The sequence below is a fragment of the Pirellula sp. SH-Sr6A genome, assembly GCF_001610875.1.
Classification (GTDB): domain Bacteria; phylum Planctomycetota; class Planctomycetia; order Pirellulales; family Pirellulaceae; genus JBKCUI01.
The window spans coordinates 528,301-547,620 of sequence record NZ_CP011272.1; the positions used below are offsets into that span (position 1 = coordinate 528,301).

Below are 19,320 nucleotides of genomic sequence, written 5' to 3' on the forward strand. Positions count from 1 at the left end.
GAGTCTGTTCGGGTCGGGTGCAGAGTTTCAATTAACCGGTTCGAGCCCGCTCGCTGCTGTCGAAGCAGGCATCGCCGTAGGGAGCGAAGGAGGCACCGACTCCAACGCCCGGCTTGGACCCGCTTCCTTCAATGCTTCCAAGACGTCTTTTTCGCTGACAAGGTCTCGAAGCACAATAGGTGTTTCGGTATCTCCAGGCTTATAGATTGCTAAAACCGGAATGGAAATGCTTTCCAACTCGTTGAGCTTGTCTTTGATATGGGGTGGATATTCGGTCATGTCCGCCTCCATGGCGACGACCCCATTCTTTTCCACCCAATCCTTCACCTTCTTGGTATGGATGGCTTGGTTCAAATTCAATTTGCAATTCTGACACCACTCGGCAGTGAAATCGATCAAAACCGTCTTCCCCTCCGCCACCATTTGATCGAGCGTCTCCTCGTTATAGGCCTTCCAAGCCAACGAATATGGCGAAGGACTCATCATGTAGAAAGATCCGATCGATCCCGCCACCGCAACGGCCACGCCGATCCCCCAATTGCGAAGCTTCGGTCCGATACTCGCCCAAGCAGGGACGCGACCTATCAACCAACACGCGAACCACACAAAAATCAGCGATGCCAGCATCGCAATCTTCTGATCCCCTGTGAAGCCATTGACAAACATGACCACGGCCAAGAGCATCGGAAACGCCAGGAACTCTTTAAATGTCTCCATCCACGGGCCAGGCTTAGGAATAAACCCTAACAAACTAGGCTGGAAACTGATCAACAAATACGGCAATGCCATGCCCAAACCAACGCCGGTAAATATCAACAATACGAGCCACGACGGCTGGTTGAGCGCGACGACGAACACTCCTCCCAAGAAAGGAGCACTGCACGGTGTCGCCAAAATCGTCGTAATCAACCCTTTGAAGAAAGCGCCCAGGTAACCCTCGCGCCCCGCCAGCTCCGCACTCTTTCCTCCCGTCGCAAACCCGGGGATCGGTATGTCCCAAACGCCCAGAAAGCTCAGTGCAAGTGCGAACATAAAGGAAGTCGAAACAATCCGAAACGCCACCGACCCGAACTGTTCGCCCCAACCATACGCCTGACCTGTCACCTGCCGCACCACCACGCTGAGCAGTCCCAATCCGAAGATCAGGGAGATGATTCCCATGGCATAAACAAAGGTCAACCGACTCGCTGTTCGTCGATCCCCTGCCGCTTCACTTACAAACCCCAGAATCTTCAGTCCGATTACTGGCAGCACGCACGGCATTACATTGAGAATCAATCCTCCGAGCATGGCCAAGCAGAACTTCGTGAGGATCTCATTCAAACTGAGCGTCAGCGCCACGCGTCGTTCATCGATCCACTGACTCCGTTTCGGTAGCTCGGCGATCGTCTTGTATGGAATCGACTTGATCGATGCGAATACCGGGGTCGGGACAGACTCGTTCTCGGTGATCTCTAGCTCCACGCGGAACTCCAATCCTCGAGGCTGGTCGCATGAACCTTCATTGCATGCCTGATAGCCAACCTGTCCGCTGATGGGGTACCGATTGGGAATCGCGTCCGCAGGGACCTTGAGAGGGATCCGCCACTCCACTTCCCCATCGTAGTAGTCGACTTCGAGTCCCGCCCCCATGTCTTGGTGAACTACGGGCTTGCTCGCGACCGGCGCACCCGCCTTCATGCCCGCTTTCTGCTTGAGCACGATCAACGTGCGCGATTCGACCGATGGATCCATGGAATCGTATTTGTAAAAATGAAAGGATGGATCCGGCGTCCCTTTCAAAATCAGTTCAACGGTATCGCCCCGTTTCGCTTTCTCATGCGAAAGGGAAACCGTCCAAGCCGACAAGGATTCGCTCTCACGAAAGGGACCTTTCCCTTGCAAACTCTTTGCCGAGGCATAGTAACTGTCGAACTCGGCCATCACTTTCTCACCGAGGATCGGAATGCACTTCCCTTCGATGCAAACCTGCGCTTTGATGGAAAGCTCGATGGGTGCCGGCTTGTCGGGTACCGTCGGCAACTCCATAGATGCCGCCCACGTCACAGCGCCTTCGTGCGACTCCACTTGCAAACCTTCAAAGCCAGCCTCATCGAGCGAGATATGAGGGGGAAGGTCCGGTTCAAAGGTCCCGAGCTTGATCGACCTATCCTTGGAGGTGATGATCGTTCGCCCCGGTCCACCGTCTGGCTGCGTCACCGAGAAAATGTGGTACCCAGGATCAGGAGTTGCGGTCACACGCAACACTCCTCGGGTTCCTCCTTCTTCCAACTCGTAACTTGCCTGAAAAGTGCACGGAATGGAGTTCGCACTCGGAAGAGTGAATCCCTTCAACCCTTTCTTCGATGAACTCGACTGAGCGAGCGCGCTGGGAATCCCGGCGAGCACAAAAAGTGCGAGGGACAATAGCAATGTGCGAATACGGGGAGCTCTCATACGTTTTCCTACTGATTAGAGGTCGTGAGATTTTACCGGGTGGGGAACTCCACGGTCAACGTCGGCAACGCTAGACGGCAAATTCCATACATTCCGGAAAGTCCGCGGAGAATCGGAGAGTTTGCCCACCCACCCCAGCTTTCGCATCACCCCCAGCCCCCCTTTTCACGATAGACCCTCCGTGAAGCCGCGTCTCACCGCTCCAAAATCTGTTGAGCCGACAGCTTTCCGATTTCCAAATCCGTTTTTCCCGAGCGAGTCCACCGTGAAACGTAGGTATCCGTCGCATTTGAAAATCCACGCCGAAGATTCGTCATCGCGAGACACCCTTGCCGTTCAGCGCTCCCGCAGCTATGCCGGGCTCGAACAAGACGAAATTCGCAGTGTACTCAAAGCGTTCTCCGAAGCCACGGGATGGTCAGTCTCATCCCGGTCCCCCCAAAAGGAGAACTCCAGCGCCGTCCCATCACCGCACGTGATGACAGGACTTCGAGGCCAGCGCTGGCGTCTGGTGGAATCGCTCGTTCAAGACGGGTTGCTCGATCCAAGCGATCTTTCCGACCTCCCATCCGTGTCGATGGATCGAGCACAATCGCTTCTCCAAGCCATCGAAGGCCTCGTCGATCGCTTGGAGAGCGCGGAGGAAACGGTCCGCCGACAAGAAGCCGAACTCGCTACCACCGTTGGAGTGACGTCGTCCCAAGACCGAAATCGCGAAACGGCGGACCGTTTAGAATCCATCCTCGAAAGCGCCTCCAAGTCGATCGGTGCCTGCGCTGCGGCGATCTATTTGCTCGATGAGGAAACCACCTCCCTGAAAATGCGAGCCTGTATCGGATTGCCCAAGAGCCGGCTGACTCTCCCACCTCGCCCCCTGAAAGGCTCGCTCGGGGACTTGGAAGCACTCCTCGGAAACGCGGTTCTCCTCACCGATATCGAAATGATGCCGGAATGGCCCAGCCCCGAGGACTTCGGTGCCGCAATCGTCGCACCCATCGGTTCCCAAAATATGCCCTATGGAACCGTTTGGTTCTGGTCGGAGAAAAATCGCGGTTACTCGGCTACCCAAGTCGAAATCGTCAATTTGGCGTCCGGCCGAATCATGAACGAAATCGAACACTCTTTGCTGGGCGAAGAACTGCAAGAGTCGCGAGAAATGCGTAAGCAAATCGATACCGCAAGCGTGACCCAGGCAAGCATGCTTCCCGACGCGCAACGCCTCCATGAACACTTCGATGTGCATGGCTGGACGTTCCAAAACGGCAGCCTCGGCGGCGGTTTTCACCAGTGGGACGCAACCCCCAATCGCATGCTGGGTTTGCTGGTCGGCAACGCGAATCAGCAAGGCCCCGAGGGGGCGCTGGTGGCAACGAGTATCCAGTCGATGACGCGCATGCAGTGGAACCAACAAGCCTCGTTGGGTTCCATCATGCAGTCGATCAATGATCTCCACTGGAGTATGCAGGATGCCGACTGGAAAGCCTCGATGGCTCTGTTCTATATCAATCCCGAAACGGGCTATGGCTCTCTTTGCAACGCGGGGAACGTACACGCGTTCGTGGTATCAGAACGAGGTTTTAGACCGATCGCTGCTAGCTGCAGCCCTATCGCGACTTCGCCAGACCCCACGTTCATCCCGCATCGCTTCGTCCTGCAGCCATCGGAGATCCTCATCGCGTACACATCGGACATCGTCGACGAACAAGTCTATGAACCGAACCCACGCCGGGGTCGCAGCCGCCGAACGATGCCCTACTCGCACCTCAACCAGAATTCCCTGCTTCAAATCGTGCGAGACATGAGCACACAGCGATGCTCTGATATTGCAGGATTCCTGGCAAGAACTCTACCGACCTTTGAAAGGGATCGACGCAACGGTCTCGACCGATCCCTTATCCTGATGAAGAACACCAAGGTTCCGAAGTAACCCGCGGCAATGACCTTGCGAATCCAGTTAGGTCGATGGAAACGAACGGCAACTTGGAACGCCGGGTTTATCCCGCGCCTTAGTTGCCTGTTCCGAACGGATCGTCCGATGCGGGTGGGGTGTTCGGCGCAGGAGTTCCAAATGGATCATCCCCAGCCGGCACAGTCGTTTCGGTCGCTGGCTGCGTACCTGTTGGCACCGGAACAGCGGGATCCAGGGTTGCAGGTGCCTCAACCGGCGTTGGCTCTCCTCGTTTCATCCCCGTGACAAATGGATCGTTTGGAGCAAGTGGAGAGGGCTGCACGCCAACCTGGGGAGGAACTACCAACCCACCAGCCGCTGCGCCACCCTGCTTCTGCATCGCTTCGTATCGTGCACGCTGGATTTCCAATACCTTGGACCGCGACGCGAGCCTCGCCTGCGATCGAGCCTTTTCCAACTCCATACGATGGGGGCCTTGGATTCGTTCCAACGACTTCCCGACATTCACAACTTTCTTCCCGGCGATCTCCAAGTCCGCTCCCTTTTGGAAATCGGTGGTCGCTGCGTCAGCTTGGCCGTTTCGCACCAACGCCAATCCGCGGTAGAAATAGACACGAGGATCTTGGCTCCCCGCCGCGATGACTTCGTTCAACAATGCTTCGGCGGTGACGACATCCCCGCGAAAGTAATGATGGACGGCGCGGCCGTAGATTTCGTCAAGTGGATCCTGTGCCGATGCAACATTGCACAAGCTAGCTGAAACGAGCGCGACGATGGACCAAGTTTTCATTCGCATAGATGTATCCGCACTGAATTAGAGGAGGGGCCACAACCTACCCTATCCTACTTGACTGCGGTCCCATTGCAAACTTACCCCAACCCTCCCACCTCCCCGTTTCGGTCGGAAATGAATCTCTTTCCCCTAAAATCCAATCGGCTCCCAGAATGCCATTCCGATTACATCGATCGAAGCGATTGCTCCGTTGGCACGAGTCTATTGACGCAGTCCGGATTTCCCCTATGCTCGCAATCGCTCCGGCCGTACCGCCGAAGATATCGATTTGCACGGGGCTAGGACACTTGGCCCTGTAACGAAAACCTCCTCTAGATCAGGATTTTCCCATGGCACGCAGCGGCGCTGTAACGTTCAAAGGCTCCCCGATGACCTTGCTCGGAGACGAACTCAAAGTGGGTGCCAACGCTCCCGAGTTCACACTCCACTACTTCGAAGGCGGACTCAAAACAATCACTCTGGCCGACCTCAAAGGTAAGCCCTCGATCTTGAGCATCGTCCCCTCACTCGACACCGGTATTTGCCAATTGCAGACCAAGCGATTCAATACCGAACTCGCGGCCCTAGGAGACAAAATCAACGCGGTTACCGTTAGCCGCGATTTGCCCTTCGCAATGAACCGATTCTGCGGCGCGGAAGACATCAAGTCGATGAAGGTCGGCAGCGATTACCAATCCGGTGAATTCGGCTCGAAGTTCGGTCTAACGATCGACGAACTCAAACTCCTGGCCCGCGCGGTCTACGTCCTCGATGCCAACGGCAAAGTTGTGTATGCCGAAATCGTCCCGGAAGTCGCTCAAGAGCCGAACTACGGACCCGCACTCGAGGCCCTCAAGGCCCAACTTTAGGCCCGGCATCCAGCCTGAATGTTCCGAATACTACACCTTTCGGAACGCAACTCGGCGGGATGGCTCGCGGCCTGTGCCTGCGATGTCCAAGCCATCCCGCTCTAGTGTGAGAACCGCATATGCATTGGACGACTCGGTTTCGACCATCCCTTTGAAGGTGATCATCGGAACCTCCTCCCAAACACCATAGTTCCCAGCATGGTTATGACCATTCATCCACGCTGCGATCACCCGCTGCTCCGCGATCAATTCCTTCAGTGCCGTTGCGTTCCAGAGATTGTGGCTGTTATCGGGATAAATCGGATGGTGCGCAAAAAGCAGAACGCGCTCATCGGAATTGCTTGCCTGAACGCACTCCTCGCGAATCCATGCCAACTGCTTGCTCCCAATCGCGCCATTCCAGCTCTGCGCTTGCGGTAACTTCTGCTCCTTGGCTTCCTGCAAAATCTTTTCCGCTTCGCGTCGCTCGTCCATGTTATCGGCAGAGGCATACATGCTGATATCATTCGTATCCAAAAACAAAAAACGCCAACCTGGCGCAGCGACACGATAAAACTTGGCTGGAATGCCAACTCGATCGGGAACTTCGCGTAGTTTCGCTTCTTGCACTTCAAAGTCGTGGTTACCTAACACGTGATAGAAAGGCTGCGCGGCCTTGCTCAACACGCTCTTCATGGCTTCAAAACTATCCCAATCGCGATCGATCAAATCCCCGAGATTGACGGCCATCCCAACACGCTGCTCATTGAAGTGCTCGACCGCGTCGGTCAACTTTCGGATCGACTGTCGATAATGCCTTGTCCCTAAAGTCGGTATGTCCGCATACTGGGGATCCGCAACGATCCCGATCGTGAGCGACGACTCCTTGGTGTTTACCAGGGAGGCAGAAACACGCTGGTACGGTACCGATGCGGCGGCCAGCGCGTAACCAGTTTGCTTGAGTATCGTTCGTCGAGAAATGCGCATTCTAACCCCTGCCTTCGCCAGCAATTGTGACGGTTATGTTTTTAAATCGTGGAGTACGTGACTTCGGATCCACCGATCGAGGGACTAACACATTGGACTCCGGGTAGTACATCATCGCACAACCGGCTCGGATGTCGTCATAGCCGCGAGCTAAAATACCTCGCATCTGACCAGCCTCGCTCGTCACGGTAACCAACGAATCGTGCTCGAGCCCCATTCTCTTCAAGTCTTCGGGGTGCATCAGTATCACATCGCGACGCTCTTGATGCCGATAAAGATCGTAATCTTCATACACCACCGTATTGAATTGCCCCTCGGATCGGACGGTCATCAATCGCAATTGGTTAGGGCCTAATACCGAAAGCTCGGGGAGTGCATGGGAGACCATTTGGGCTCTACCATTCGGCGTTTTGAATACAGGTGTATGGAACGTTCGCCCTCCAACCTGAAACTCTTGTTTGGTCGCGCCGACATGCTCGATTTGCTCATATCCCGGAACCACCTTGGCAATCCAATGCCGAATGGTCTGGGTCTTCTCCATCTCCCCCCAATCGATGGGGGAAACATCGCCAAACAATCGCCTCCCCAATTCGGCGATGATATGCACCTCGCTTCGCGGACCTGGCAGCCGTCTTGGTCCTCCGTCGCTGACGCGTACAAAATTGAACATCGATTCTTGCGTTGTGGGCTCTGGCTCTTCGTCGCGCGCGAGCACAGGCAAGACAATGGTCGTTTTCGCCAAGCCATTCGCGTGGCCTGTGTTCAACGTCGTGTTCAACATGACCAACATGTCGAGAGAAGCCATCGCCTTATCCGCAAATTGAGAATCGGGGTTCGAGCCGTAAAGATTCCCTCCCAAGCAGAATGTGAACTTGATCTCTCCTCTCGCTGCCGCCTCCATGCACTCGAGCGTATCGCGCCCCGGTTGAGTCGGTAGCCGCACGCCGAAATGTGTTTGCAGATTATCGAAGATCTCATCCTTCAACTTGGGAGTAACTCCCACCGAACCGATACCCTGCACGTTGGAATGACCGCGAATCGGCATCATGCCAGCCCCCTTGCGACCTATCATGCCGCGCAGCAAGGCGAGATTGACGATTCCTTGGACATTCTCCACACCGTGCGTATGGTGAGTGATCCCCATTGTCCAAGAGAAAACGGAACCTTTGCTCTCCGCATACACATCGGCAACCTGCCGCAGCTCCTTCTCGGTCAGACCGCTCTTTTCACAAATCTCTTTCCAACTCGTGGAGCGAATACCGGCAACATACTCTTCCCATCGATCGCAATACTCTCGCATGTACGACGTGTCTTCTGCACCAAGCTCAAGAACCGCCTTCGCAATACCCGCCATCGCGGCGAGATCGCCTCCAATATGTGGCTGCAAATAGTGCGTCGCAATGTTGGTACCAAACAACATGCTGATGGGATCGCTGGGCACTTTAAACCGGATCAACCCCAATTCACGCAGAGGGTTGATCACAATGATTTTCCCTCCTCTCCTTCTCACGTGCATGAGTGTGGTCATGAGACGAGGATGATTGCTCGGTGGATTTCCACCGATAATAAAAACCGTATCGCACTCCTCTAAATCATCGAGAACGAGCGTCGCGGTTCCGGTTCCCAGCGTCGATTGAAGCCCAACCCCGGACGCTTGATGGCAATAGTAGCTGCAATTGTTGACGTTATTGGTCCCAAAGAGCCGGGCGAGTAATTGAAGCAGAAACCCAGCTTCATTGCTGCTGCGGCCGCTGAAGTACCAAAAGGTTTCGTCGGGGGTCAGCTTCTTGAGCTGTGCCGCAATCCGATCCAACGCTTCGTTCCAAGTGACGGTGCGATACGACTCCGCGCCTTGCTCGTAAAGAATCGGCTGGATCAATCGGCCACTCATCTCCATCTGCCGGGGTGTGTATTGCCGCATTTGATGGATCGGATGCTTCTTCCAGAAGTCGGCGGTGATGGCTGGCTGCATGTCGGCTGCCATCGCCTGAATCGACTTCTTACACACTTCGGGAAACGAACCGTGCTCATTGACCATTCCGCCGTGCTGGCCCCCCATTCCGAGCGCACAGGTCTTGCACGCATTGCGGGAACGCAACGCCTTGTAGAGCTTCCACAGCCCACCAGCTTCGATGCCTTTGCGAAAGGTATAGCGAACCGCTTGCCAGCCACCGCCAGCCTTGAGCTTTTTCATAATATGTTCCGAACGAGGGGGGATGCCGACTGGGGTGCGGGGGAGTGTGGCAGGAGTCGTCGTCGACGCAAAAGGGACCCAAACCAGTTTACCAGATAGGGGCAAACGTGTTGAATTCACCGGATGCTTCGCTTTCAAACCGCTCGGATCGGGTCACATTTCCAGCCATGGGATTCTCGACTGCGTCGAGAAACTGTTCGACTTCTGGAAGCTCTCCTTCCGCGACAATCTTCACTCGACCATCCTCCAAGTTTTGTACCGTACCCACCACCAGAAACCTCTTAGCAATTTCCTTGGTGTGAAATCGAAATCCGACTCCTTGTACTCTACCTGATACAAAACAGGTTACCCGCCGGGCCATTCTGTTACCTTGCTGTCTTCTGGAAAATGTTTCATCAAAAATTAGCGGAGGCGCGGCGCTCCCTCCAGCATGTCGACGTGATCGAACCGTTATATTGCACTGGACCATTCGACGCATCGCCAATGATGCCCTTGGAATGTACCTTCGCTAAACCGATCCCTCCGAAACCGGAATACATCATGGCATTTCTTTCCTTGCCGATACGTTGTGCTTCCTTCTCCGTATTCGCTGCGACTGCCGGACTCTGCGACGCTCAAAATTCGAACTCACCTTCTGAGGCGCAAACCAAGGTAGAAAAAATGAATACGACAACGGTCGTCGTCCAAAAAGTGATCGATGGCGATTCGGTGTCCGTCCTCGAGCTTCGCAAACCGGAACCGGTGGCTATGGAATTGCAAATCGAAGGGATCGACGCACCCGAACTGGTTCAAGCCCACGGACCGGAATCCAAGCAGGCGCTCGCCAAATTGCTCCCGGTCGATTCGGTGGTCACAGTGTCCTGGACGGCTAAGGACAATTACGGCCGATTGCTCGCGCAAGTCACCGATAAAAACAAAACTCACATCAACTCAGAAATGCTTCGATTGGGAATGGCGTGGCATTTCAAACGCTACAACCAATCCAAGGAATTGGCGGCGATCGAAGAGATGGCGAAATCGAAAAAACTGGGGCTATGGTCGACGCCAACCCCGAAGGCTCCTTGGGACTATCGTCGTGAGAACAAAACTCCCGATCGCCCTGCATCCGCCGGTGGAACGACACTGAAATCGAGCGAACCAGGCTCCTCGAAATAAGCCCCATTCCACCTTCCTAAACCCACCATTTTGTTCGGCCGGAACAACCGGAACTCCCGCTCTTACGGTCGATAAAAAAACGCACTAGGAACTCTTCAAGTACGCTTGCAGCGACCGAACCTAGGGCTATAATCCTCCGCATGTAAGGGGTCGTAGCTCAATTGGTTAGAGCACCGGACTGTCGATCCGGAGGTTGCGGGTTCGAGACCCGTCGACCTCGCCTTAAAGAAAAGGTTGCTGGTTTGGTTCACGTTGTGGAATCAAGTTCTACCCAGCAACTTTTTCTTTGTTTGTAATTGTCCCGCGTCCAGTTACAATAGGTGCATGCTAATGCCTTTGCAAACAAAAAATGATTGCTTTCTGACCACTGCCGAAGCAGCCGACTACCTCGGATTTGCGGAGGACACGGTACGTCGGTATGTCTACAGAGGACTGATTGAGGCACAAAAACTAGGCAAAAACCTAGTTGTTTTGCGGTCTGAGTGCGATCGATACATGACCGAAAAGCGTGGTCCTGGACGACCGAAAGAAAATCCGTAAATCCCTGTTGCAATTGTCCCGCATTCTGGTACAGTTCTTTTCAGTTAGCTGACGGCAAGTAGTAGAACACGAGCCGCCAGCCGAATACCACAACGACTTCTTTGGCGTTCTGCCAACCAAGTCGATTAACGACTTAAGACCGGAGGACTGGTCATGGATCTTTTCGAATTCGCGGAAAGAGCACAGGAGGCAACTGCGGTGAGCGTGCTTGCTCGTCGCAGCGACCCACAGACGAGCCACGACGCAGCGGACGAGATCGCTGACAAGCTGAACGTTCGATGCCGCCAGTTTCTGAGCACGATTCGCGTGCTTGGTATTGCGACTGCGAACGAGGTAGCCGTGCACTTCGCTGGTAGCAACATCGGGTTGATCGGATCGATACGACGCAGAGCGAGCGATCTTTGCGCGATGGGCCTTATTCGCATTGTCGGGAGACGCAAGTGCAATGTGACCGGCAAGAGCGTGCACGCTTACGACGTCGCGTCTCCATTCTCCAGCGTGATTATCTCCGAGCTGGAGCGTGAGCGTATTCCAGAATTCGAAGCGGCCGGTTATCGCGTGGCCTCGATTATTCCGAACCACTTTGGCAGCGAGAGCGGAATCTTGCTGATGCGTCGCAGCTAACCTCGGTGCGGCGTGGTTGGGTCCGGCTTGGCTGGGCATGGTAGGGCATGGCGAGGTTATCCACCAACACCATTGGCGTGGCTACAGATTATTGGGCGTGGTCTGTAGTCGGGTTCGATTCCCGATGTTGGGCTGTAGGGTTTGGTAAGGATTCTGTTTGAGCAAGGAGCTTATGGATGTTGATTTTATCGAGGAAGGTTGGCGAGGTTATTCGGATCAGCGACGACGTGTTTGTTGAAGTCGTTGCGGTGCGAGGTGGAAAGGTTCGGTTGGCTGTAACTGCACCTAAAGACATTCCGATCTTCCGACAAGAAGTCTATCAGAAGAAACAAAAAGCAAAGGAGCTTGCAAGCAATGGGGCTGTTTAACTTTCTTGAGCCGGAGATTTTCTATTTCTACATAAGAGTCACGCGATACTTTGGTGTCGCTCGCGCACCTCTTCACGTTCCGCTGAACGAGATTCACGACGCTGAGGTCATTGGTAAGTACAGCGAGACCATTGAACGATACGAAATCGTCGAGCGTCATTCGCGTTTGTCGAAGCAGCACAGTATTGAGCTTTACCGAAAGCAACTCGAAGACGCTGCGATTAAAGAGTTCAGCGGCAATATCAGCGTGCTGACGTGCCTGTCTGATCAAAGCGGATACATGCATTACTGCGAAAAGGCTATCGAGCTGGAAGCGTTAGTGGAGTCTAGATGCAAATGATGAACATCGATCTTGAATTGCTACGGCGAATTAAGCAACTGTATCACGACGGTTTGACGAAGGACGAACTTCGTGCGATGGGGTTTAAAGGCACGCTTGTTTATAAAGCGATCGAGCAGTACGAGCGGAGCAAAAGGCTTCCCGATGAAAAGACTCCTAGCAAACGCTGCAAGCAATGCGGTCACAAGAGCTACGAGCCGTGTTTTGTTAATGGCGTTTGTCAGGGATGCCACACGCGGAAGATTGTCAACGAGCAATGGAAAGGTCGGTTTCGCGTATGAGCATCAAGCGAGTCAATCCATACAGCAAGGCTAGTGACCGTGCAGTACAGATTCGCACTTTGTTGCGACAGGGCGCGACAGCGAAGCAAATAGCGGAGATGGATTTCCCTGCGTTTGAAATTATTAAAGTTCAACGGCAGCTCCGCATTGAGTCGGAGAAGAAGCCGAAAAACAACGAGAAGCGAGAGCCGAAAGACGTGCAGCGGTGCACTGAGTGTGGCTGTTTGGCGGACAAGAAGACTATTGAATTCGGCGAGTGCAAAGGGTGCATTTGCCGAGCGAAGACAAACTTCGTGAGGAAAGGACGGTTCAGAGTATGACAATCCGACCATTCCCCACCGAGTTCTGGGTCGCTCGCGACGGAGCTGTCTGGTACGTCGAGCGATACGACCCGTACCTACGCAAGCTTGTCATCGTTTCCGAAAGCGGCGTCGAGTCCGAGCGAAACAAAGACGGGACTGTTGGGGGCGGTCGCTCCTACGACGATTTAACGCAAGAGTTAATTGGGTGCACGAGTTTTCCTTTGAGAAAGAAAGCAGTGAGATGAAAAGCGATGCTGAATACCATGCGGACACGAGCCGCATTAGCAACTCGATGATGTCGCTATTGAAGAGGTCGCCAAGGCTGTTTTACCAGCGGTACATACTCGGAGAGGCGGAAGAGCCAACGGACGCAATGCGATTTGGTAGCTATCTGCATACGCTTGTTCTGGAGCCGGAGGAGATTCCTAATCGGTACTACATTGCACCGAAGGTTGACAGGCGAACGAAGGAAGGAAAAGCAGCGTGGGCTCAGTCGCAGGAGTTGGCGATTGGCAAGGAATTGGTTACCGAAGCAGATGCACAGCTTGCGTCGCTTTGTGCGAGTTCTATTCTATGGCACCAAGACTTTAAGTTATTCGCAAAGCTAATTACCGAGTCGGTCATAGAAGAGCGAATCGACTTTACTTTCGCAAACTATGATTGCCGATGCAAGCCGGACATGGTGCATGTTGGATCTCGTCTTTGCTTCGACATCAAGACCGCAAAGGGTGCCAGCCCAGCAGCTTTCTCCAAGTCTGTCGCGGAGTATGGCTACCATCGGCAAGCGGCGTTCTATCGCCACGCATTGCAGGAGAAGTATGGCGAGTACTTCCGATTCCTGTTCGTCGTTGTTGAGACTTCTGCACCATTTGAATCGGCAATCTACGAGCTGGATTTCGATGCAATCGAAAAGGGAGAGCAAGAACTGGAGACGTTGATTGCAGAGTATCGAGTACGACTCGCAAACGACGACTGGTCACCAGAGTTTTCCAAGGGCATCAACACGTTGTCGTTGCCACGTTGGTATCAGAGTGGGATTTATCAATACGAAGGAGAGCAAGTAAGTGAGTGAAGCAACGAAAGAAGCGAAGCCGGAAACGGCGATTGCAAAGAAGCCGAACGGAATTAAGGACTGGCTAAAGAGCGACGCGTTGAAGACGCAGATAGCCAGCGTTGCACCCAAGCACATGGCACCGGAGCGAGTGATGCGTATTGCACTCAACGCAGTGTCCCGAACTCCGAAGCTAGCCGATTGCACGCCAGAAAGCTTCATGCGTTGCCTTTTGGATTTGTCCTCTTGGGGACTGGTGCCAGACGGACGCCACGCGCACCTCATTCCTTACGGGACTGAGTGCACGCTGGTCTTGGATTACAAGGGTTTAGTGACTCTCGCGTATCGAAGCGGATGGGTCAAGAAGATCCATGCCGATGTTGTTTTTGAGGGTGACATCTTTGTTTATTCGCTAGGGACTGTTTGCCAGCATATTCCTTGGGAGTTCCGAGACGACGCAAATAAGCCGGAACACAAGGGACATTTTCGAGCTGCCTATTGCGTGGTAACGATGGCTGACGGAATCGAGAAGCACGAAGTCATGACGGCATCGGAAATCGACGCGATAAAGGCGAAGTCGAGGTCAGGAAATTCGGGACCGTGGAAAGACCACTATACCGAGATGGCGAAGAAGACCGTTTATCGTCGGGCTTCCAAGTGGCTGCCTTTGTCTCCAGAGCAAGCGGACGCTATGGAGCGAGACGACGACAGGATTATCGATGCGGTGAGCGTGGCGGTCACGCAGAGGCTCTCCAAGGCTGCTATGCCGCTGATTGGTGCGAACGAAACGGGAGACACAGAGTAATCATGAAGACACCGACGAAACAACAACTCCAGGTGATGTTGGACGCAAAAGAAAAGATTTGCGATGAATGGGCTGATAAGTACCAGCAGCTCGCAAACGATTTCGACATCGCAATTCGCAACTTATCGCTGTGCGAGTCAAAGGTCAAGCGTCAGGATGAATTGCTAGACCAGTTGCGTACAAAGGCGGATAAGGAGAGAGTTCGACTCAACTCAAGGCTTTCCTGCATCAGCATGATAATCGAGTCACATCTTCTGACGCACCACAATACCGGCACTGACGAAAAAGTGATTTACGACGGTGCTCTTGGAAGGGGAATCGAAGAAATCACGACGGAAGAGGTTCGGTTTCTGCGGTACATCAGAGATCGCATAATGGCAGACGTCGAGGTTCCTTTTTAATGACCGACGACCTCCTCCAATTCGTTCGCGGTGCACAGCCGTCGAGCATTTACGAGCTTGCTGGAGAACTAGCCATGCTAGGCGAAAGCGGTGCAGCATGGCCGCGTGCTAGTGCTGAGCATTGGCGACGTGAACTGCAATCGTTAATCGACAGCGGCAAGCTAGTCGAGGTAGGCGGCAACATCAGTGTTGCTGTCACAGCGAAACCGATGCAAGGGACTTTATTTGACTGAGACAAAGGCTGGGCTGCCTTGGGTGGTGGAGCTGAACACCCTGAATGGTCTGGTGCGCACTTGAGCCGGGTTGCTTCACTCGCCCAATCGGTGCAGCCGGTGGCGTCTTGGAACGTGGACGTGCACCGGCATTTAATTTTCTTACCTAAAGGTGATTTATGGCTACTGTAGTTGAAACAAAACAAGAGTTGATAGTCAGTGGGTCTGTTCCGGTTTTGTATCGCGTATCGGATGCAAAGATTGACGAAATCCGAGCCGAGTTCACAGGGATAAAGATCCTCGACAGCAAGGACTATGAGCGATGCACAAAGGCAATCGCCGTGTGCCGAACTCTTCGGACTGATGTCGAGAAGTGCCGCAAGGAGCTGAAAGAGGATGCACTTGAGTACGGTCGAAGAGTTGACGCTGAAGCAAAGCGACTCACGAAACGCCTCGAAGAAATAGAAGAGCCATTGAAGGCCGAGAAATCACGAGTGGACGAAGAGAAAGAACGGGTTAAGCGGGAAGCGGAAGAAGCTAAGCGAAAGAAAATCGACGCTCGTTTAGAGCTATTGGCATCCGTCAATTCGCGAATCAATCCAATGGTTGTCTCTGACTGGAGCGACGAGGAGTTTGATAGTCATTTTGCAGCCGCAAAGCAGGCCTGGGAAGAATCAAAGCGTCTTGAGCAGCAAGAGGCAGAGAGGAAGGCCAAGGAAGAAGCTGAACGACGCGAGGCTATGCGGATTGAAGAAGAACGCCTAGCCACAGAACGCGCCGAACTAGATCGGCAACGGAAAGAGGCCGATGAGGCTGCACGGATCGAGCGGGAACGTATCGAAGCCGAGCAAGCTATAGAACGGCAGCGACTTGCAGAAGAGCGAGCCAAGATCGAAGAGGCGCAGCGTATTGAACGCGAAAAGCTCGAAGCTGAACGGGCGGCGATTCAAGCTGAGAAGGATCGGCTAGATCGAGAGCAGTGGGAACGAGAAGAGGCAGATCGAGCCATCAAGCAACGATTATGGGAGGAAGAAGAGAGAAAAGAGCAAGAGCGACTTGACGCCATCGAAGCAGCCGAGCAAGCAAAAAGAATAGAAGAAATGAAGCCAGATCGAGAGAAGATGATTCGATTTGGAACCTTTTTAGAAGAGCTTGAATTGCCATCGTTATCAACCGATGAGGGTGCTAGGCATTATGAGTCGCTTCGAAGGCTTATCGGTATTGCAGCAGAGTTCTGCAAGACATGCTTCGACGAAACGCAATGACCGACACCGACATCATCGAACTGTTCCGCGAGCGCGTCGCAATCATGGTTATCGATGGCGGGGTGAACGAAGCGGAGGCGAACAAGGTTGCGTTTTACGAGACGGCACGGCTGGTTGGTGTTGAACCGAGAGCGATGCCGCAAGTTTGCAAGCAGGAAATGAAAGAGGCGGTTAGCAAGTTGACAAAAGTATGATTATTGATTTTAAGTACGATTCCACAGACAGCTACCGAACATTTCTGAAAGTTCGGCAATGTCCTGTTTATCGATTCAAAGGCACATCGGCATTTGTGCCCGATGAATACAGTTCCGCGTTTGGGTACTCAAGCATCGACGCGAACATAGACTATCAGCCTAGTTCGTTCCTGTTTGACTACCAAAAAGACATTGCACGGATTGCAATTCAAAAACGAAAGTTTGCAATCTTTGCAGACTGCGGACTAGGAAAGACGTTCATGCTTTTGGAGTTTGCAAGACATGCGGCAAAGTCCAGCGACGGCAAGGTTTTGATTGTCTCTCCGCTCATGGTCTGCAAACAGACGATGGATGAGGCGGCGAAGTGGTATCCAGATTTGCGAGTTGGAGTCATTCCATCCAGCAATCTTAACCACTGGATGAATACGACGGTCGAACATGAATGCCAAATCGGATTGACCAACTACGAAGCGATCCGAGAAGGGTTGATTGCAGGTCAATTAAAAGGTCTGATCCTTGATGAGTCTTCGATGCTCAAAAGTCATTACGGGGCTTGGGGATTGCGGTTGATCGAACTTGGGAGAGGGTTGCAGTGGAAGTTGTGCGCAACAGGCACTCCAGCTCCAAACGATCGAATCGAGTTCGCAAACCATGCTGTCTTTCTCGATCGAGCAAAGACCGTCAATGAGTTTCTTGCGTCCTACTTTATCAATCGCGGAGAAACGCAGAACCGATGGGAGTTAAAACCGCACGCATTGAAGCCGTTTTACCGAAACCTAGCAGACTGGAGCATTTTCCTAACGAATCCAGCAACATACGGATGGAAGGATAACGTCGGAGTCACACCACCTATTCACGTTCATATCGAACACGTCGACCTAACGGACGACCAGCGACAAGCAGCACAGCAACTAACTGGAAATCTGTTGACGACTAGCGTCGGTGGTATTGGAGAGCGTGGAAAGCTATCGCAGATCGCCAAAGGCAAAGGGGGCATGGCGACAAACAAGCCATCGTTTATTAAGTCGATGGTGGAATCTTGGCCGGACGAATCAGCGATCATTTGGTGCAACTACAACGAAGAGCAGGAGTCGCTAGAGCGTGTTTTTCCTGATGCTGTATCAATCAGCGGAGACACTCCAGAACACAAGCGGCAAGAGTACGTCGATCGGTTCAAGTCTGGTGATGCAAAGGTTCTGATCAGCAAGCCAAAGATCCTTGGGTTCGGCTTGAATTTGCAGATATGCACCCGCCAGATTTTCAGCGGGTTGAAGGATTCTTACGAAGAGTATTACCAAGCGGTGAAACGATCCAACCGCATTGGTTCAACGCGACCTCTGCACGTTCACATACCAGTTACGGAATTGGAGATGCCTTTTGTCGAAAACGTTTTGCGAAAGGCTGGAAGAGTTGAGTCGGACACTAGAGAGCAAGAAGAACTTTTCAGAGAGGTAGGACATGCCTGTTTTCAACGATAAAGAGTGGGAAGTACACAACGGCGATTGCATACCGCACATGCTGGACGACATGCCGCCAGAGTCGATCGACTTTGCGGTTTTCAGTCCTCCATTCCCGTCGCTTTACGCATACACCGATTCGGTTTCTGACATCGGAAACGTTGACGCGATGGACAACGAAGCGAGAGTACACCTTTCGTTTTTCTTCCGTGGTTTGTCTCGCGTGTTGAAGCCAGGGAGGGCTGCAATCGTCCACGTTTGCCAGATACCTAGAATGAAGCGAAGCGGCGGCGTTGGTCTTTGCGATTTCCGTGGAATCAATATCAGACTTGGAGAGCGAGCCGGATTGATTTATGAATATGACTGGTCTGTCAGAAAGAATCCGCAAGCACAAGCGATCCGAACTCGGAGCCGTGAATTGCAATTTGCTGGTCTTGAATCCGACAGGTCTGCGCAGCGTGGAACATTGCAAGACTACTTGATCAAGTTCCGCAAACCAGGCGAGAACGCAGTCAAGATAAATGCAAAAGATCAGGTGAGCCGCAACGACTGGATTAAGTGGGCGGAAGGTTGCTGGGACGACATTCACGAAACAGACACGCTGAACACGGCAGCAGCTAAAAGCGAGGACGATACAAAGCATATCTGCCCTTTGCAGTTGGAAGTCATACGTCGATGCGTATTGCTGTTTTCTAATCCCGACGAAGTTGTATTTTCTCCATTCACTGGAATCGGTTCTGAAGGGTTTGTTTCAGTCGGTGGCAAGTCTCCAAAGACGAAGCTATCGATACGCGACCCAAGGCGTTTTTACGGATGCGAATTAAAGCCAGAGTATTACAAGCAGGCTTGCAAGAATATTACATCGGCGGTCAAAAACAGGACGCCAGAACACGACCAAGCGTTATTGTTTTAGTGCTTTCCTGATGTGGTGTTAATCCAGGCAACACGGCGTTAAGCAGTTGCGGGTTCAAATCCCGCCGTCAGGTTTTGTAGGAATTAAGGGACCGAGAAAAGGAAGGTCAGAAGATGAACAACGTGTTCGATTTGGAATGCGAGTTTGGGGTTATAGACGCACGCTGCGAGTGTGATGTATGTAGGCTCCAGCGTGAGGAAACAGACGTGCGTAGGCAAGCGGTATTGCGTGAGCTTGCGGACGTTCAGGAAGGCATGGAGGCGTAG

The 19,320-nt window shown here is 53.0% G+C and carries 23 protein-coding genes and 1 tRNA gene; 19 read left to right on the plus strand and 5 right to left on the minus strand.

The window, feature by feature from the left end; translation table 11 throughout:
* Positions 1-27: 27 nt before the first annotated feature.
* On the minus strand, positions 28-2,436 hold the full coding sequence (locus tag VN12_RS01810) for a protein-disulfide reductase DsbD family protein (RefSeq protein ID WP_146675226.1): 2,409 nt from the start codon (positions 2,434-2,436) through the stop codon (positions 28-30).
* A 265-nt stretch (positions 2,437-2,701) separates the two neighbouring features.
* Here VN12_RS01810 and VN12_RS01815 point away from each other — a divergent pair, with 265 nt between their 5' ends.
* Positions 2,702-4,363 (plus strand): PP2C family protein-serine/threonine phosphatase, encoded by a 1,662-nt coding sequence (locus tag VN12_RS01815; RefSeq protein ID WP_146675227.1) that lies wholly within the window; start codon positions 2,702-2,704, stop codon positions 4,361-4,363.
* A gap of 79 nt (positions 4,364-4,442) precedes the next feature.
* Here VN12_RS01815 and VN12_RS01820 read toward each other — a convergent pair whose 3' ends face one another.
* Positions 4,443-5,141 (minus strand): hypothetical protein, encoded by a 699-nt coding sequence (locus VN12_RS01820; RefSeq protein WP_146675228.1) that lies wholly within the window; start codon positions 5,139-5,141, stop codon positions 4,443-4,445.
* Between the two features lie 326 nt (positions 5,142-5,467).
* Here VN12_RS01820 and tpx point away from each other — a divergent pair, with 326 nt between their 5' ends.
* Positions 5,468-5,986: a thiol peroxidase gene (tpx, locus tag VN12_RS01825; RefSeq protein ID WP_146675229.1), complete on the plus strand. Its 519-nt coding sequence runs from the start codon at positions 5,468-5,470 to the stop codon at positions 5,984-5,986.
* Positions 5,987-6,016: 30 nt separating this feature from the next.
* Here tpx and VN12_RS01830 read toward each other — a convergent pair whose 3' ends face one another.
* From VN12_RS01830 to VN12_RS01840, 3 genes are all read right to left on the minus strand, one after another.
* Positions 6,017-6,952, minus strand: coding sequence for a metallophosphoesterase (locus VN12_RS01830; RefSeq protein ID WP_146675230.1), 936 nt, complete (start codon positions 6,950-6,952; stop codon positions 6,017-6,019).
* Between the two features lies 1 nt (position 6,953).
* The gene (locus VN12_RS01835) at positions 6,954-9,146 is read right to left on the minus strand and encodes an FdhF/YdeP family oxidoreductase (protein WP_146675231.1); all 2,193 of its coding nucleotides are present in this window, start codon (positions 9,144-9,146) and stop codon (positions 6,954-6,956) included.
* 88 nt (positions 9,147-9,234) lie between these two features.
* A complete protein-coding gene (locus VN12_RS01840) occupies positions 9,235-9,507 on the minus strand; it encodes an acylphosphatase (protein ID WP_146675232.1) in 273 nt (90 codons plus the stop codon).
* A gap of 299 nt (positions 9,508-9,806) precedes the next feature.
* On the opposite strand from VN12_RS01840, the gene VN12_RS25595 reads away from it, so the two are divergent.
* From VN12_RS25595 to VN12_RS25600, 17 genes are all read left to right on the plus strand, one after another.
* Complete coding sequence (locus VN12_RS25595) at positions 9,807-10,301, plus strand: thermonuclease family protein (RefSeq protein WP_168164146.1); 495 nt, start codon at positions 9,807-9,809, stop codon at positions 10,299-10,301.
* A 146-nt stretch (positions 10,302-10,447) separates the two neighbouring features.
* A tRNA-Asp gene (locus tag VN12_RS01850) sits at positions 10,448-10,521 on the plus strand.
* Positions 10,522-10,631: 110 nt separating this feature from the next.
* Positions 10,632-10,841 carry a helix-turn-helix domain-containing protein gene (locus VN12_RS26735; RefSeq protein WP_168164147.1) on the plus strand — a complete coding sequence of 70 codons (210 nt, stop codon included), beginning with the start codon at positions 10,632-10,634 and terminating at the stop codon, positions 10,839-10,841.
* Between the two features lie 153 nt (positions 10,842-10,994).
* Positions 10,995-11,465 carry a hypothetical protein gene (locus tag VN12_RS01860; RefSeq protein ID WP_146675235.1) on the plus strand — a complete coding sequence of 157 codons (471 nt, stop codon included), beginning with the start codon at positions 10,995-10,997 and terminating at the stop codon, positions 11,463-11,465.
* Between the two features lie 176 nt (positions 11,466-11,641).
* Entirely contained in the window at positions 11,642-11,833 is a 192-nt protein-coding gene (gene csrA / locus VN12_RS01865) for a carbon storage regulator CsrA (RefSeq protein WP_146675236.1), read from the plus strand.
* Positions 11,820-12,173: a hypothetical protein gene (locus VN12_RS01870; protein ID WP_146675237.1), complete on the plus strand. Its 354-nt coding sequence runs from the start codon at positions 11,820-11,822 to the stop codon at positions 12,171-12,173. The genes csrA and VN12_RS01870 overlap by 14 nt, the downstream gene beginning before the upstream one ends.
* Positions 12,170-12,454 (plus strand): hypothetical protein, encoded by a 285-nt coding sequence (locus tag VN12_RS01875; RefSeq protein ID WP_146675238.1) that lies wholly within the window; start codon positions 12,170-12,172, stop codon positions 12,452-12,454. The genes VN12_RS01870 and VN12_RS01875 overlap by 4 nt, the downstream gene beginning before the upstream one ends.
* A 316-nt stretch (positions 12,455-12,770) precedes the next feature.
* A complete protein-coding gene (locus VN12_RS01880) occupies positions 12,771-13,001 on the plus strand; it encodes a hypothetical protein (protein ID WP_146675239.1) in 231 nt (76 codons plus the stop codon).
* Positions 12,998-13,828, plus strand: coding sequence for a PD-(D/E)XK nuclease-like domain-containing protein (locus VN12_RS01885; protein WP_146675240.1), 831 nt, complete (start codon positions 12,998-13,000; stop codon positions 13,826-13,828). The genes VN12_RS01880 and VN12_RS01885 overlap by 4 nt, the downstream gene beginning before the upstream one ends.
* The gene (locus tag VN12_RS01890) at positions 13,821-14,612 is read left to right on the plus strand and encodes a recombinase RecT (protein ID WP_146675241.1); all 792 of its coding nucleotides are present in this window, start codon (positions 13,821-13,823) and stop codon (positions 14,610-14,612) included. The genes VN12_RS01885 and VN12_RS01890 overlap by 8 nt, the downstream gene beginning before the upstream one ends.
* Positions 14,613-14,614: 2 nt before the next feature.
* Positions 14,615-15,013, plus strand: a complete 399-nt coding sequence (locus tag VN12_RS01895; protein ID WP_146675242.1) for a hypothetical protein — start codon at positions 14,615-14,617, stop codon at positions 15,011-15,013.
* On the plus strand, positions 15,013-15,246 hold the full coding sequence (locus VN12_RS01900) for a hypothetical protein (RefSeq protein WP_146675243.1): 234 nt from the start codon (positions 15,013-15,015) through the stop codon (positions 15,244-15,246). The genes VN12_RS01895 and VN12_RS01900 overlap by 1 nt, the downstream gene beginning before the upstream one ends.
* Before the next feature lie 158 nt (positions 15,247-15,404).
* Positions 15,405-16,490, plus strand: a complete 1,086-nt coding sequence (locus tag VN12_RS01905; RefSeq protein ID WP_146675244.1) for a hypothetical protein — start codon at positions 15,405-15,407, stop codon at positions 16,488-16,490.
* Positions 16,487-16,684 (plus strand): hypothetical protein, encoded by a 198-nt coding sequence (locus VN12_RS01910; RefSeq protein ID WP_146675245.1) that lies wholly within the window; start codon positions 16,487-16,489, stop codon positions 16,682-16,684. The genes VN12_RS01905 and VN12_RS01910 overlap by 4 nt, the downstream gene beginning before the upstream one ends.
* Entirely contained in the window at positions 16,681-18,162 is a 1,482-nt protein-coding gene (locus tag VN12_RS01915) for a DEAD/DEAH box helicase (RefSeq protein ID WP_146675246.1), read from the plus strand. Before VN12_RS01910 ends, VN12_RS01915 begins: the two co-directional genes overlap by 4 nt.
* Positions 18,143-19,054 (plus strand): DNA methyltransferase, encoded by a 912-nt coding sequence (locus VN12_RS01920; protein WP_146675247.1) that lies wholly within the window; start codon positions 18,143-18,145, stop codon positions 19,052-19,054. The genes VN12_RS01915 and VN12_RS01920 overlap by 20 nt, the downstream gene beginning before the upstream one ends.
* 113 nt (positions 19,055-19,167) lie before the next feature.
* The gene (locus tag VN12_RS25600; RefSeq protein ID WP_168164148.1) at positions 19,168-19,320 is read left to right on the plus strand and encodes a hypothetical protein; all 153 of its coding nucleotides are present in this window, start codon (positions 19,168-19,170) and stop codon (positions 19,318-19,320) included.